Source organism: Pseudovibrio sp. W74, from assembly GCF_001623085.1.
GTDB lineage: Bacteria > Pseudomonadota > Alphaproteobacteria > Rhizobiales > Stappiaceae > Pseudovibrio.
Genome location: NZ_LMCJ01000004.1, coordinates 173,432 through 186,814, shown reverse-complemented (window position 1 = coordinate 186,814; position 13,383 = coordinate 173,432). Strand labels below are relative to the sequence as shown.

The following is a 13,383-nucleotide window of genomic DNA, read 5'->3' as shown; positions in this document are numbered from 1 at the left end:
AGACTAGATATTGTCGCGAGAGCTAACCACTCTTAGTTGATGAATGAGGTGCTCCAGGGATTCCTCTGAGAGTCCATTGATCTTCGAGGCAAGCATATTCGTCAGCTCGGTCGCCCGAGGTGTCAGGCCGCCGGTATCGATGGTGATTTTCGGGTTGGAAAGTTCCGCAAGTCTTTGAAGTTCTTCAGCTTCATCCCAGATCACGTTGAAGTAGGTGATCATGCGCTGAACCATGTACCAGGTCGGAGTACCGCGCTTGCCATGTTCAAGCGCACTCAGGTAGGCAGAGGAAACCGAAAGCGCTTCCGCCATTTCCTTCAGGGTAATCTTCTGCTTAGCCCGCAGTTCTCTAACCTTGGCTCCAAAAGGCGTCATCTTACTGAAATTCCTGCCTTATTTTTTGCGCTTACGAATGCGAACGTAAATCGCACCGCTGCCCCCATGCGAAACATGAGCTTGGTCGAAGCCTACCACACAGCTGCGCATATCAGGAAGAGAAAGCCACTGCGGTACCATTCTGCGCAACACACCACGATCATCGCCATAGGGGCTGCTTGAATAGTCGAGCCCCTTGCCGGTGATCACAAGCACGAGGGAGTAGCCCATGGCCTGCGCTTGATAGATGAACGAGGTTAAGCGTTGATGCGCTTGATACTGCGTCAAACCATGAAGATCGATGCGCGCATCAATATAGCCCTTGCCCCCGCGGACAACTTTTTTGCGCTCTTTCTTGTTGAGCGGTGAAAGCGGAGGCATCGCAGGAACAACAGGCTTGGGCGGGCTGTAGTCTGGCGCGGTCTTCCCTTTGGAACCGCGAGACTTTTTGGCCTGAGGCTTCGGTGGAGAGGTCAACTGCGGCTTAAGCTCAGGCTGAGACACCTCAGCGCTTTGAGCGTGCATAAGGGACTGATCCGGCTCGGAAAGCTGCGTCGTGTCTTCCAGCATATCAGAAAGGCGCTCTTGATGAATAGGCGTCAGAGTGGCTTTCACCCTGTCCCACAAGCGCTTGTCTGCTTCGCTCAGCTGCTTTGTCTTGGCTCGCTTTGCGCGATCACCATTCGTCATCTATCCGATCCGTCCACGATCATTTATTATTTTGGAACAAGGAGATAGAATTCCGCACGGTGACGGATATTCCCGGCAACGGCACCTGCCTCTGCACCACTTCCTACATAGATATCGCCACGCGCGGGGCCTTTGATGGCTGACCCGGTATCCTGAGCAACCATAAGTTTGGCGAAGCGATCACCTGATGTGTCGTAGGTCCTTAACTCACTAGAGACAAAAATTAAACTGCCATAAGTGTGCAGATCATCATCAATTGCCAGTGATCTCAGGTCCGTTAGGGCTGTTCCTGCCCCTCCAATGGCTGCAATCTCAGTGTCTTGCGCAGATTGTAACTCAAAGAAGATGTAGGATTTATTGTGCCGAAACACGTCTTTCTGCTGGGATGGGTTTTTGGATAACCAGGCACGAAGCGCATCCATGCCCATGTTATCTCTGGAGATTTCGCCTTGCTCAATCAACACACGGCCAATCGCGGTGTACTCATGACCAGACTTGCCTGCAAAAGCTAAACGCCGCAACTCGCCATTAGGCAGGCGAACACGGGCAGACCCTTGAACAGCTGTAAAAAATGCATCTATCGGGTCTTTCACCCACAGCACTTCAAGGCCCATTCCATCCAGTGCGCCGTCCATCACATCGCCGCGTGTTGGCATCACCTTCAGGCCTTTGGGATAGGCATGAAGGGGAACAACAAACTCGTTAGTGCGAACAAGCGAGCCTTCCAGCTCTGGCATGTAGTAGCCGGTCACAAACCCGTCGTCCTCCACGCGTTGAAGCGTAAAGTTCTGTTCTAAAAAGGTTTTTGCATCACTTGCGTTATTTACGTTGATTTTGCGCGATTTTGCGCAGATAGCGCGTAATTTTGCGTCGCTAATGCCAAACGCCTTTGTCGGCAGCGTTCGGCCCTCGCTCGCCTCGCAGTGAGCCACAAAAGCGGAAAGGGCCGCAGAATGATCATCTGCAGCCCATCCGTCGATTTCGTTGGGATCAAGTGGCCCGGAGAGCTTCGCGCTTCGCATGGTCCTATGGTCTTTTGTAAGGGTGTTTCCAGCTACAGCAGCAGAACTTATCCCCGCCGCGACGCTGAGTGCCATAATGAAACTCATAGCGCCGCGAGAGAAAGAAAACGTCATGCAGATTCAGTTGCAACCAGCTTCCAGTTTGGATCGTTCTCGCCAGTTACCCGAGCGAAGGTCCAGATGTCAGTCAGGTCACTCACTGCGGTTGGGTCACCATCCACAATGCGGTTTTCAGAATCCCGTGTCGCGGTGATCAGCTGACCCTTGAAGCGAACAGTCACTTCAGCAAGCTTGTCTTTGTCGTTGAAGGCCGCTTCCACAATGTCAGCTTTGTCGATGCCCACAAAGGTGGACTCAACACGCTCATTGCGGCTTTCCCGGTCATCAATCGCAGCAGAGAAACCACTGAACACTTCAGGAGAAAGAAGCTCTTTGAGCGTGCGGCGATCACCCTGCGCAAACGACATCAAAATGATTTCGTAAGCGCCGCGTGCACCTTCCGCAAACTCTTTTGGATTGAAAGACGGCTCAGCTTTCCAGATTTCCCGCAGACCGTGATTCAACTCACTGCCTTTTTTGGCAAGCTTGTCGATTTCGGCCTCAATCTGTTCGCGAGCTTCACGCTCAGCGCGCTCAGGGTCATGTTGAACATGCTCACTACCTGGAAGAGGAATAACATTGTCCTCATTCTCAGGAGCCTGAGTCTTTTGAGAGTCTTGTTTTTGCTGAGCAGAATACGGGTCAAATGGTTGACGCTCGTTACCGGTGCGATTGCCCAAAACGGAGCGTAACCGCAGGAAAATAACAACTGCCGCAATAAGGAAGATTATGTTGTAGACGTCGAATATTTCGTTCATTCCGAGTACCGACCGGTCCTTTACTCGTGGGCTGCCAGGCGCCGATGATCAAATGCATTAGATATCTAGATAATGTGCTCTAGCGCATTTTTACAGGCTCTGTCACTAATTTAAGGTTTCTATCAGCAACATCCAGCTATTTCGTGTCCATCCCAATGCCTTTTTAAGGTCTTACCACGCAAGTATAAGCTAAAATCAGTCATTGCAATTCTGTGAAGATCACCCACTATAAGTAAGATCGCTTCAAAAAGAAGTGATCAAAAAGCAAAATAAACCTGAACCTACGCGGACGCTATGCCACTCGGACTTATCATTCTTGCCTGTTTCATTCTGCTACCAACCATAGAGATCTATCTCTTTATTGAGGTTGGAAGTGTTATCGGGGCAATTCCAACAATCCTGTTGACTGTAGCTTCCGCAGCTGCCGGCACGTATATGCTGCGCCAGCAGGGGCTGTCTTTGCTCATGCGCATGCGTGCTGAAATGGACTCAGGACGGGTTCCAAGTCATGAGATGATGCATGGCGCGATGATCGTGTTTGCAGGCCTCATGCTGTTGATTCCGGGCTTCTTTACAGACGCAATCGGCCTTCTGCTCTTCATCCCGCCACTGCGTGAGGTAATTGGCAACTATCTGGCGCGCCACGTGAAGGTGCAAAACCTCAACGTCAATCCGGGTTACCGTCGCCGTGATGGCACTGTGGACCTGAATGAAGATGAGTGGAGCTCCTCCCGTCATACAGAGCAGGATGATGACCCTTCCCGTCCTCGTTCCAATGACCCGGACCAGATCAGCCCATGGTCCTCTGACGACGACAAGCGTAGATGATATGGGATCTCACACCTGCTCGGAGGTTTCGGGCAGGTTTTGATTGCCAATTGAATTTTTGTAATCTTCGATCCATCTATCCTCACACCAAGCCCCTTCTCCTTTTCGTTGTAGAGACTTTAATTCTGCTTGATGGGTACGTTTACGAGACCAGGGGACGACTCTTTTCAGCAAAATACTGAGGCGATAATCTATATCTTTTAGTATCTTAATTTCTGATGCTTCTTTGAAATTCCAAGTATCTATCTTGCCTGAAAAGTCCAAGTTTAAGGGAGTATATGCAGGAGAATAAAACGGATAAGCTCGGAAATCTGAAAAATGCAGTTTTCTTGTGAAGTCGAACACCTCTAGGGTTGTACTCTTTGAAACTGGCCTCAGAAAAGTATGCCGAAAACATAGAATTGTACGGATACAACCCGGGCGAGCGGATCGTCCACCCAGCCGAATTAAGCTGATGTGACGGTCTTCTTCAATGAACTGTAGAGTTTGAGATTCCTTGCATCGCGTAAATCCAAACTCCAAGAGCTTTTTTGAAAATTTTCGCTCGTATATATGCGTAAAATATTGATTTTCCAAATTAATTTCCATTAATAAATTATTGCTTCTTAATTGAGAGCGTCGCTAAATCCCGCCAAGCTTAACGGAGAGCTGCCTGAACTGACTCAGGACTCTCCAACAGTGTCGCGACCAAAGCAATCAGATAAGTGACGTCCAGCTCTTGCTCTGCATTCCAGGTGGTTGAGAAGCACCAGTCATTTCCGTCAGGGTCTTCCAAGGCATAGGTCATGTTGAGCACACCAATCTCACTGCCGCCCTTATAAGCATAAGACGCCCAGTTATCCGGTTCGGCCACACCCGGATTTACGAAAACTCCCTTGATGTCCTTCACTTTTGTTACAATCGTGCACAGTTCGCGGTTCGAAATGTACCACTCGACACCTTCCGTCAAAGGCACGGAAACCTTGTCAATCGGTGGAAGTTGAGCCGGTAAGGCAGTAAGAATCCGCGCCCGCTCCTCTGGCCCTGCTTGGCGATAAGCTTCTGCAACTTGCTCATCCGCTTTCAGATGAAACAGCTGCTGCGTCGTCAGAGCCGGTGAACTCTCTCCCGGCAGCATCACACTTTCCTGCCCCACCAGATCCATCAGCAAGTCCGTGGCCGTGTTGTCCGAGATCTCGATCATGTTGCGCGCCACATCCAGCAAAACAAACTTCTTGCCAACCGGCTCATTTTGCATTGTGCCACCCGGATACGAGATATGCCGTTGTTCCAGTGTGATTTTGTCTTGCCAGCTCAGGTCTCCGTCCCTGACCTGCTGCGCCACTTGGTCCAGCACATAAAGCTTGAAGGCAGATCCGACAGCCAGCTGAGCGTTACTGTTATTTTCAGCATGCACCTTCCCGTTCTGCATCAGCAAAAAGCTCTGCGTCGCGGTCTGCTGTTTCATGTGTTCCAGCAGGTCTTCGTGTTTCACATCCTTCACAAGCGCAAAGCGAAACAGCAGTCCCGTCAGCTGACCAGTCTTATTCTGCTTCAAAAACGTTGGAATCCTGTAGGATTTCGTCTCAACAAGAAACTTATGCGGGTCTTTGGTCGCTTCAACATGAAGCGCAGGGCCATAGATCGAACGTTGTTCTGAAAGTATGGAGACGAGAAGTTCTTTCGGGATCTTCTTGTAGACTTCAGGCGCAAAGTCATCGGCATCAAAGTCCGGCCCATTCCAGATTTTCTTGAGCAACTCCGGCGGGCTTGTTACCTCCTGAGCACTTAAGGGCTGTGGAGTGATGACCAAAACTGCAACAGCGCATAATGCCTTAAAATACCTAAGCAATTGCATCTCCAGAATATCCGGTGGAACTATATGTATCCTAGGCGCATAAAAACTAACATTACCTTAGGTCATAAAGATACAAGCCATAACATCAGGCCGCGTTGCAAAGTCTCAGGTAGCCCTTTGGCAATCAGGCGCGGTAACCAACAATTAAAGTTGAAGAGATGCCGCTAGTATTCGCATCCCTTAAAACTTATGATTGCACGAATTAATTAGTAAATTTATGGGCGGTATTACATGGCGGCGCACCAAACCTCCAGTCGTGTGGATTGGGTCGACTACGCGAAAGGCTTTTGCATCTTTCTCGTGGTGATGATGCATTCAACCCTTGGGGTTGGAAGCGCCATTGGCGAAATGGGGTTCATGGGCGACATCGTTGCCTTTGCTAAGCCCTTCCGTATGCCGGACTTTTTCATGATCTCCGGCTTATTCCTCGCCTTGACGCTGGATCGGGACTGGCGCCTGTATCTGGACCGTAAAGTCGTCCATTTCTTCTACTTCTACATACTCTGGCTTACGATCCAGTTTGGAATGAAAGCACCGTCCTTCGCAGCAGAGTTCGGCTGGGATGGCGTGTTGATGCACTTCGCGCTCGCCTTCGTGCAGCCATTCGGAACCCTCTGGTTCATCTACGCCCTGCCCGTTTTCTTCGTCATCACCAAACTGCTGCACTCACTAAAAGTGCCATGGCAAGTGACCTTGCTGGTCGCTGCTGGCCTGCAAATCAGCGCGTTGCACACCGGCTCTGTGCTGATTGACGAAACAGCTGCTCGCTTCGTGTTCTTTTTCGCAGGCTACATTTTTGCGCAAAAGATCTTCGTCATTGCTGACTGGGTGCGTGAGAACGTGTTGAAAGGTCTGGCCTTTGTGTTTGTCTGGGCCGTCGTCAACGGCCTGTTCGTTGGCTACGGCTATGCCGACCTGCCATTTGCCTCGCTTGCTCTGGGCGGTTTGGGCGCATTGGCGGTGATCACTGTTTCCGCATTGCTTTCCACGGTTAAAGCGCTGGATCTGCTGCGCTATATGGGTAAAAACTCCATCGTGATCTACCTGTCCTTCTTCTTCCCGATGGCCGTATCGCGCACCATCCTGCTCAAACTGGGCATCATTCAGGATGCGGGCGTGATCTCGTTGATCGTCACGTGCACCGCAACCATCGCACCGATGATCCTGTTCTGGCTGATCACCAAAGTAGGTTACGGCCAGTTCCTGTTCAAACGTCCGGCATGGGCCTACATCGCGGAAATGCCGCGTGCCAAGAGCCCTGCACCGTCACCAACCTGATATCTGCACAAAACCGCTGATCTTCCGAAGCCCCCGGAGCCGCCGCTTTCGGGGGCTTTTTGCATGCATGTTCAGCAAGCGCCAATTTTAGTGGTTGGGTGCAGAAGGTCTTTCCGGTCTTTGCTTAGGCTTTGCGGAAGCAAACGGTGTGACAAGATCAAGGAACGTATCTCCATGAAACTCGGGGCTCTCAGGGTTCTGCCGCTTCTCTTCATTCTCGTGGCCATCGGCTTGCTGGAGCTACGCCCCCACCCCGCTGTTGCGCAAAAAGAAGATAAAGCACGTCAAATTCTTAATAAGACCATCGAGAAGTTCAGCGAAATCAAAGCCATGAGCTTTACCGTCTACGCGAGCGAGGAGCGCATCTTTAAAGACAGGGTGCCGCTAAACTTTGTGTTCGAATACACGGTCAACATTCTTGGGCATGGTGATCTGAAAATTGACCTCCCACGCCCCAACGGGATGAGCGAAATCTATCTTGATGATGGCATCATCACTTATTTCGACAAAACGCGGAACATCTACACTCAGGGTGATTTCACTGGAACTTCCTCGGAATTTATTGAGGTACTACGCAGTGACTTTCAGCTCACATTGCCCGGCATTGATTTGGCCAACCCGGAACTGGGCCAGATGCTTGATGACCTGATAACAAAGTCCGTCTACGTCGGGCGTGAGGTTCTGCCAGAAGGGGTTGCCCATCATCTTGCCTTTTTTAACGATCAGGTAGATTGGCAATTGTGGGTCTACGAAGACAGCGGCCTGCCCGGTTATCTTATTATCACTTATAAGGACCTTGTTGGTTTGCCTCAAACACACCTGTCCTATCGAGGGTGGAACCTTGAACCTCAGCTCAATTCAGAAGACTTCCGCTTCAATCCTCCTGAGGGGGCTGAGCGCTTCAGCTTGCCCGCCCTTTCAGCAGTAGAAAACGGAGGGAGCTCAAGATGAGTTACTCCACCACAGCACAGCTTCTCAGCAACTCACTCAGATCACTGGTCATCCTGACCTTCATCACAGGCGCTGGCATACTCACAGCCCAGGCGCAGGAAACCCCGCCTCCCCCCAAACAGGCCACACCCGCCGAAGTTGCGGAGTGCGAGGAAGAACACATGAAGCGTGAGGGCATTGCTGATCTGGGCGGCTCTCAATACCGCGATAAGATCCGCGATCTCTGCAACAAATCCGTACATGGCGCTGACAAAGCAGAGGCGGGAAAAGAGCCAGCTACCAACGATTACTACTTCAGCGGTGACAACAACGGCTTTGTCTATGAGCTCAACGAAGAATGCCAGCAGATCCGCATTCAGGATGAGCTGATTTTTATCTGTCCGGAAGGCAAATACAAACCAACCATCCGCAACAACCAATCCGGTTTCATGCCTTATTTAGAGCCCGTGGAACCCATTAGGCAGGGTGAGAAGCCGTAGGAAGGTCATAAGTAAACACATGGTGTACTCCGTGCCGGATGTTCATTTTGGGAGCGCCTAAATTACATTGGACTTTTACGCCCGACAGAATGCTCTTCGTGTAGCCCTTAGCATCATTCGTTGGGGCAAAATTGCTGATAAAATCAAAAGCATACGCTCTGAAAAAGTTGAAACTGTAAGGCGGTGTGGAGGCTTGTCTGACATGCAAGCACGAACAACTAAACTTGCAAATCGCTCCGGGTCATTTCCGCTTTCTTCGCTTTTCGCCATACTGTTAATTGCACGTGTTGTAGAAGGTTCGTAAGGGTCGTTGTCGGATGGACTTCGCCTTCTCGCTGCACCAAAGCCAGTTCGATGATCTCCCCGTTCCACTAGTATAACGTGGAGTCCAAAAGGAGCGACCTCCATTGATAAGGCCGCCGCATAGTTCGCAATCGCGGCTTTTGATGCACTGTAAAGTGCTTGAAAAGGGATTGGGAGCCGTGATGCAATAGAGCCAATAATTACAATCGTTCCTGCTCGCTTTTTTCGCATATCAGGAAGAAAGGCGCGTACCATTCTATCAACGCCGAGTAGGTTGGTATCGATCTGTCGAACGGCTTCGGAAGCAGCTGTCATTTCAATAGGGCCAGCGATGCCAGAACCCGCATTCAATATCAAACAGTCGGGGACAAGGTTAATGCGGTTGCGAAGTGCAATCACAGAATCTTCGTCGCACACATCAAGTTCTTCTAAAGTGCCTCCATGGCGAGATGTACCAATCGCTTGCCATCCGTTTGTTGTAAAAGCTCTTAACATTGCGGCACCCAGCCCTTTGGAGGCACCGGAAATTAAAACAGAATTCATGAGCAATTCTCCAGATTTCAAATATGTTATCAATGGTAACATCAGTTGAGACTATTTGGTCAAGTGGAAAGTTATCAATGGTAACATCAAGACAAGAAAAACAAATTCCGGGCACATCGGAATATCATCATGGAGGTTTGCGTGAGGCGCTTCTGGATGCTGTCGAAGCTCAGTTGCCCGAAAAAGGGCCTGAGGGGGTGAGCTTACGGGCTGCTGCCAAAAATGCAGGTGTTTCCTCTGCTGCGGCTTTCAGGCACTTTAAAGACAAGCGGGCTGTGATGACGGCAGTTGCTGTCCGCGCACATCGCGGAATGGCAGAGCATATGGAAACGGCAGCCACTGAAGCACGCAGTGCGGGGCTCTCGGTATTTGCCGCTAAGGGGCAGGCCTATCTGGACTTTGCTCTTTCTGAGCCTGCCAAATTCAAAACAATGTTTCGTACGGCATTATTGGATGAGGCAGATGTAGATTTAGTCGAAGCAGAGGCACGCATGACGCGCCTATTGCTTAACGATGCTGTTGAAGATGAAAAACACACTGAAATCCCAGCTAAATCCCTGCTTGCGTGGGGGGCCGTACACGGCCTGGCCATGCTCTCGATTGAAGGTGGATTACCAAGCACAGCCACGAAGGATACACGATCAGCAATTCTGGAGGCATTAGATTTGTTAGAACAACAGGATTAGTCAGAGCAACTTCATTTTTGTTAGGTGGAAGTTGAAAGCTAAGTAGCCAGAGGCCGTTCCAAACTCACCCTCCGCTAAAACATCATTGAAAAAGGGTTAATAGCTCTTTCTTTGTCGGCCCAAGGCGGGCATGATCCCGCTCATGTCGACACAATCCATTGCACCAGCTCTCACAGAGAACGATCACCTCATCCTGATCGATGGCTCTACCTTCATTTTCCGCGCATATCATGCGCTGCCGCCGCTTACTCGCAAGCCCGACGGACTGCCCGTTGGCGCGGTTTCCGGCTTCTGCAACATGCTTTGGAAGATGATGCAGGAAGGCCCCACCAAAGAAACTGGTGATGAGCCAACCCACTTCGCCGTGATTTTCGATAAGTCCGGCAAAACGTTCCGCAACGATTTCTACCCGGAATACAAAGCCCACCGCCCACCGCCGCCAGAAGATCTGCGCCCACAGTTTGGTCTGATCCGTCAGGCAACGCGCGCGTTTGGCGTGCCTGCCATTGAGCAGCAGGGGTATGAGGCGGATGACCTGATCGCCACCTACGCCCGTCAGGCAGCAGCGCAAGGCGCCCGCGTCACCATCGTTTCTGGCGATAAAGACTTGATGCAACTTGTCACCGACAAGATCGGCATGGTCGACACCATGAAGAACAAGGTGATTGGCAAGCCAGAGGTCTTTGAGAAATTTGGCGTTGGCCCGGAAAAGGTCGTCGAAGTGCAGTCGCTCGCAGGCGATAGCGTCGATAACGTGCCCGGCGTCCCAGGCATCGGCCTGAAAACCGCTGCTCTGCTCATCAATGAGTTTGGCGATCTGGATAGTCTTCTGGCACAAGCCGACACCATCAAGCAGAAGAAGCGCCGCGAGAACCTCATCGAGTTCGCCGAGCAGGCCCGCATTTCCAAGCGCCTCGTGCAGCTGGAAGAGGCCGTACCGGTGGAAACTCCGGTCGAAGACTTCACCGTGTGTGATGTGGATGGCGCGCAAGCAGTTGGCTTCCTCAAAGCCATGGGCTTCACCAGCCTCACCAAAAAAGTGGCAGATAAAACCGGCGCTGTGCTGGAAAACATCGAGCCGATTGAGCCTGTGATTGAAGGCTGGGAAAGCACTGCAAAACCGGCAGAACAAGCTGAGGATTCTGCGGGAGAACTTGAGGGTAAAGCATGGACCGCCGCCCCTCTGGCAGAGAAAGTTGCAGCTGAAATATCTGCGCTGCCCATAGATAATTCCGCATACGAAACAGTTTCTACCACTGAGCGCCTCAAAGAGTGGATAGCGCAGGCCTATGAAGTGGGCTATGTGGCTGTGGACACTGAGACAGATGCCCTCAACGCCATGGAAGCTGGCCTTGTTGGCGTCTCCCTCTCCTGCACTCCGGGCAAAGCCTGTTACATCCCGCTGGCCCATGTGGATGGCGAAGGCGATCTCTTCAGCGGCGGTGCGCTGCTGGAAGGCCAGATCCCGCTAAACGAAGCGGTCGCCCTGCTCAAGCCAATGCTGGAAGACCCGGCTGTCCTCAAAATCGCGCAGAACATGAAGTACGACTGGCTCGTGCTCAAGCGTTACGGCGTGGAAATGGCGCCGTTTGACGACACCATGCTGCTCTCCTATGCGCTCGACGCGGGCATGGGCGGCAATGGCATGGATGAGCTCTCCCAGCGTTGGCTCAACCACACGCCAATCCCGTTCAAGGAAGTGTGCGGCTCCGGTAAATCGCAAATCTCCTTCGATAAGGTGCCGCTGGATAAAGCCACCTCCTATGCGGCGGAAGATGCAGACGTCACCCTGCGCCTCTGGAAAATCCTCAAACCACGCCTCGCTGCTGAGGAAATGACCGTGGTTTATGAGCGTTTGGAACGCCCGATGGTGGCCACGCTGGCCAAAATGGAGCGCCGCGGCATCTCCATCGACCGTCAGATGCTCTCCCTGCTCTCCGGTGAGTTTGCGCAAGGCGCAGCCGCGCTGGAAGCTGAGATCCACGATAAAGCTGGCGAAATCTTCAACGTCGGCTCGCCAAAGCAGCTGGGTGAAATCCTGTTTGGCAAAATGGGCCTGCCTGGCGGCAAAAAAACCAAAACCGGTGCTTGGTCTACTTCCGCCTCCGTGTTGGATGACCTCGCCGCGCAAGGTCATGAGCTGCCTAGCAAAATTGTAGAGTGGCGCCAGCTCAGCAAGCTGAAATCCACCTACACCGACGCCCTGCCAAGCTTCATCAATCAGGAGACGGGCCGCGTCCACACCTCGTTCTCGCTGGCGTCCACCTCCACGGGCCGTTTGTCCTCCTCCGAGCCAAACATCCAGAACATCCCGATCAGAACCTCTGAAGGCCGCAAAATCCGTCAGGCGTTTATCTCTGGGAAGGGCAAAAAGCTCATTTCTGCCGATTACAGCCAGATCGAACTGCGCGTGCTCGCCCACATGGCCGATATTCCGCAGCTCAAACAGGCGTTTGCTGATGGGCTCGACATTCACGCCATGACAGCAAGCGAGATGTTTGGTGTGCCGATTGAGGGCATGGACCCAAGCGTTCGCCGCCGTGCAAAAGCGATCAACTTCGGCATCATCTACGGCATTTCCGCGTTCGGCCTTGCAAACCAGCTGGGCATTGGTCGTGGTGAAGCCGGTGATTACATCAAAACGTATTTTGAGCGCTTCCCGGGCATCAAAGAGTACATGGAAGAAACCAAAAAGTTTGTCCATGCAAACGGTTACGTCGAAACCATCTTTGGCCGCCGCGCCCATTACCCGGATGTAAACACCAAAAACCCGAACATGCGCCAGTTCTACGAGCGCGCAGCCATCAACGCCCCAATTCAGGGCTCAGCGGCAGATATCATCCGCCGTGCCATGGTGCGCATGGATGAGGTTCTGGAAACGGCAAATCTGGACGCGCAAATGCTGCTGCAGGTGCATGATGAATTGATCTTTGAACTGCCTGAGGATCAGGTGGATGAGACCAAAAAACTCGTCATCACCACCATGGAAAAAGCAACAGAACCCGCCCTCCAGCTCTCGGTCCCCCTCAAAGTAGAAGCCGAAGCCGCCACCAACTGGGAAGAGGCGCACTAGCGCTTCTTTTCCCCTCAGGGCTAGGCAATTTGCCCCAGCAAACAGTGCGATCCCGGGCCAAGCACCCCGCCAACCCGGGCCGCACAAAACCACGCACATAAAGCTTTTGCCCACCAGCAGACCACGAACACCGAAGCCGCCAAGCCGCACCCCTTCGGTGTCTTCCCGGCCCCCGAGCCGGGATCCATAGACCATACCCTCGAACTCAGCCGCTTTTTGTGTCGATACTCCCCAGCAGCCACTTCATCGGCCCTGCCATCAAGGCCATTCCGTGCTGCTCTGGGTCCCAGATCGCCGCTCTGCTTGTCCGGGATGACGTCAGAGGGCAGCGGCAGACTTCACTCCACCATGTCATGGGTTGTATGGATGAGGGGCAGGAATAGGCAATTCTGGTGCGCAAATACTGCTGCAGGTGCGTGTTAGTGTCTCTTTAAGAAGGCCATGGATTGAGAGGAAGACAT

General features: G+C 52.0%; 13 protein-coding genes. 6 read left to right on the top strand and 7 right to left on the bottom strand.

Annotation, left to right across the window (positions count from 1 at the left end; all coding sequences use genetic code 11):
• Positions 1–3: 3 nt before the first annotated feature.
• From PsW74_RS03995 to PsW74_RS03980, 4 genes are read right to left on the bottom strand one after another with little or no spacing between them, the layout of a single operon-like run.
• Entirely contained in the window at positions 4–375 is a 372-nt protein-coding gene (locus tag PsW74_RS03995) for a helix-turn-helix domain-containing protein (protein ID WP_057463182.1), read from the bottom strand.
• Between the two features lie 18 nt (positions 376–393).
• Positions 394–1,065 (bottom strand): Smr/MutS family protein, encoded by a 672-nt coding sequence (locus PsW74_RS03990; RefSeq protein ID WP_063286250.1) that lies wholly within the window; start codon positions 1,063–1,065, stop codon positions 394–396.
• A gap of 26 nt (positions 1,066–1,091) precedes the next feature.
• On the bottom strand, positions 1,092–2,162 hold the full coding sequence (locus PsW74_RS03985; RefSeq protein WP_208987821.1) for an MltA domain-containing protein: 1,071 nt from the start codon (positions 2,160–2,162) through the stop codon (positions 1,092–1,094).
• A gap of 35 nt (positions 2,163–2,197) precedes the next feature.
• On the bottom strand, positions 2,198–2,944 hold the full coding sequence (locus tag PsW74_RS03980; protein WP_063286251.1) for a Tim44/TimA family putative adaptor protein: 747 nt from the start codon (positions 2,942–2,944) through the stop codon (positions 2,198–2,200).
• 294 nt (positions 2,945–3,238) lie between these two features.
• On the opposite strand from PsW74_RS03980, the gene PsW74_RS03975 reads away from it, so the two are divergent.
• The gene (locus PsW74_RS03975) at positions 3,239–3,772 is read left to right on the top strand and encodes an FxsA family protein (RefSeq protein WP_063286252.1); all 534 of its coding nucleotides are present in this window, start codon (positions 3,239–3,241) and stop codon (positions 3,770–3,772) included.
• A 9-nt stretch (positions 3,773–3,781) separates the two neighbouring features.
• On the opposite strand, the gene PsW74_RS03970 is transcribed toward PsW74_RS03975, so the two are convergent.
• Both PsW74_RS03970 and PsW74_RS03965 read right to left on the bottom strand, forming a co-directional pair.
• Entirely contained in the window at positions 3,782–4,348 is a 567-nt protein-coding gene (locus PsW74_RS03970) for a hypothetical protein (protein WP_153041637.1), read from the bottom strand.
• Between the two features lie 61 nt (positions 4,349–4,409).
• On the bottom strand, positions 4,410–5,603 hold the full coding sequence (locus PsW74_RS03965; RefSeq protein WP_208987820.1) for a serine hydrolase: 1,194 nt from the start codon (positions 5,601–5,603) through the stop codon (positions 4,410–4,412).
• A 237-nt stretch (positions 5,604–5,840) separates the two neighbouring features.
• On the opposite strand from PsW74_RS03965, the gene PsW74_RS03960 reads away from it, so the two are divergent.
• From PsW74_RS03960 to PsW74_RS03950, 3 genes are all read left to right on the top strand, one after another.
• A complete protein-coding gene (locus tag PsW74_RS03960; protein ID WP_063286254.1) occupies positions 5,841–6,887 on the top strand; it encodes an acyltransferase family protein in 1,047 nt (348 codons plus the stop codon).
• Between the two features lie 174 nt (positions 6,888–7,061).
• Positions 7,062–7,838 carry a DUF2092 domain-containing protein gene (locus tag PsW74_RS03955; RefSeq protein WP_063286255.1) on the top strand — a complete coding sequence of 259 codons (777 nt, stop codon included), beginning with the start codon at positions 7,062–7,064 and terminating at the stop codon, positions 7,836–7,838.
• Positions 7,835–8,317, top strand: a complete 483-nt coding sequence (locus tag PsW74_RS03950; RefSeq protein ID WP_063286256.1) for a hypothetical protein — start codon at positions 7,835–7,837, stop codon at positions 8,315–8,317. The genes PsW74_RS03955 and PsW74_RS03950 overlap by 4 nt, the downstream gene beginning before the upstream one ends.
• Positions 8,318–8,392: 75 nt before the next feature.
• Here the strand turns inward: PsW74_RS03950 and PsW74_RS03945 are convergent, their stop codons facing one another.
• Entirely contained in the window at positions 8,393–9,163 is a 771-nt protein-coding gene (locus PsW74_RS03945; RefSeq protein ID WP_208987819.1) for an SDR family NAD(P)-dependent oxidoreductase, read from the bottom strand.
• A 77-nt stretch (positions 9,164–9,240) separates the two neighbouring features.
• On the opposite strand from PsW74_RS03945, the gene PsW74_RS03940 reads away from it, so the two are divergent.
• Together PsW74_RS03940 and polA are read left to right on the top strand one after the other, a co-directional pair.
• Positions 9,241–9,849, top strand: coding sequence for a TetR/AcrR family transcriptional regulator (locus PsW74_RS03940; RefSeq protein WP_208987818.1), 609 nt, complete (start codon positions 9,241–9,243; stop codon positions 9,847–9,849).
• Positions 9,850–9,979: 130 nt separating this feature from the next.
• A complete protein-coding gene (polA, locus tag PsW74_RS03935; protein WP_082830469.1) occupies positions 9,980–12,922 on the top strand; it encodes a DNA polymerase I in 2,943 nt (980 codons plus the stop codon).
• The last annotated feature ends 461 nt before the right edge of the window (positions 12,923–13,383 follow it).

Coding starts and splice junctions, on each gene's coding strand:
- PsW74_RS03995 (WP_057463182.1), bottom strand. CDS start 375: ATGACGCCTTTTGGAGCCAAGGTTAGAGAACTGCGGGCTAAGCAGAAG.
- PsW74_RS03990 (WP_063286250.1), bottom strand. CDS start 1,065: ATGACGAATGGTGATCGCGCAAAGCGAGCCAAGACAAAGCAGCTGAGC.
- PsW74_RS03985 (WP_208987821.1), bottom strand. CDS start 2,162: ATGGCACTCAGCGTCGCGGCGGGGATAAGTTCTGCTGCTGTAGCTGGA.
- PsW74_RS03980 (WP_063286251.1), bottom strand. CDS start 2,944: ATGAACGAAATATTCGACGTCTACAACATAATCTTCCTTATTGCGGCA.
- PsW74_RS03975 (WP_063286252.1), top strand. CDS start 3,239: ATGCCACTCGGACTTATCATTCTTGCCTGTTTCATTCTGCTACCAACC.
- PsW74_RS03960 (WP_063286254.1), top strand. CDS start 5,841: ATGGCGGCGCACCAAACCTCCAGTCGTGTGGATTGGGTCGACTACGCG.
- PsW74_RS03955 (WP_063286255.1), top strand. CDS start 7,062: ATGAAACTCGGGGCTCTCAGGGTTCTGCCGCTTCTCTTCATTCTCGTG.
- PsW74_RS03950 (WP_063286256.1), top strand. CDS start 7,835: ATGAGTTACTCCACCACAGCACAGCTTCTCAGCAACTCACTCAGATCA.
- PsW74_RS03945 (WP_208987819.1), bottom strand. CDS start 9,163: ATGAATTCTGTTTTAATTTCCGGTGCCTCCAAAGGGCTGGGTGCCGCA.
- PsW74_RS03940 (WP_208987818.1), top strand. CDS start 9,241: ATGGTAACATCAAGACAAGAAAAACAAATTCCGGGCACATCGGAATAT.
- polA (WP_082830469.1), top strand. CDS start 9,980: ATGATCCCGCTCATGTCGACACAATCCATTGCACCAGCTCTCACAGAG.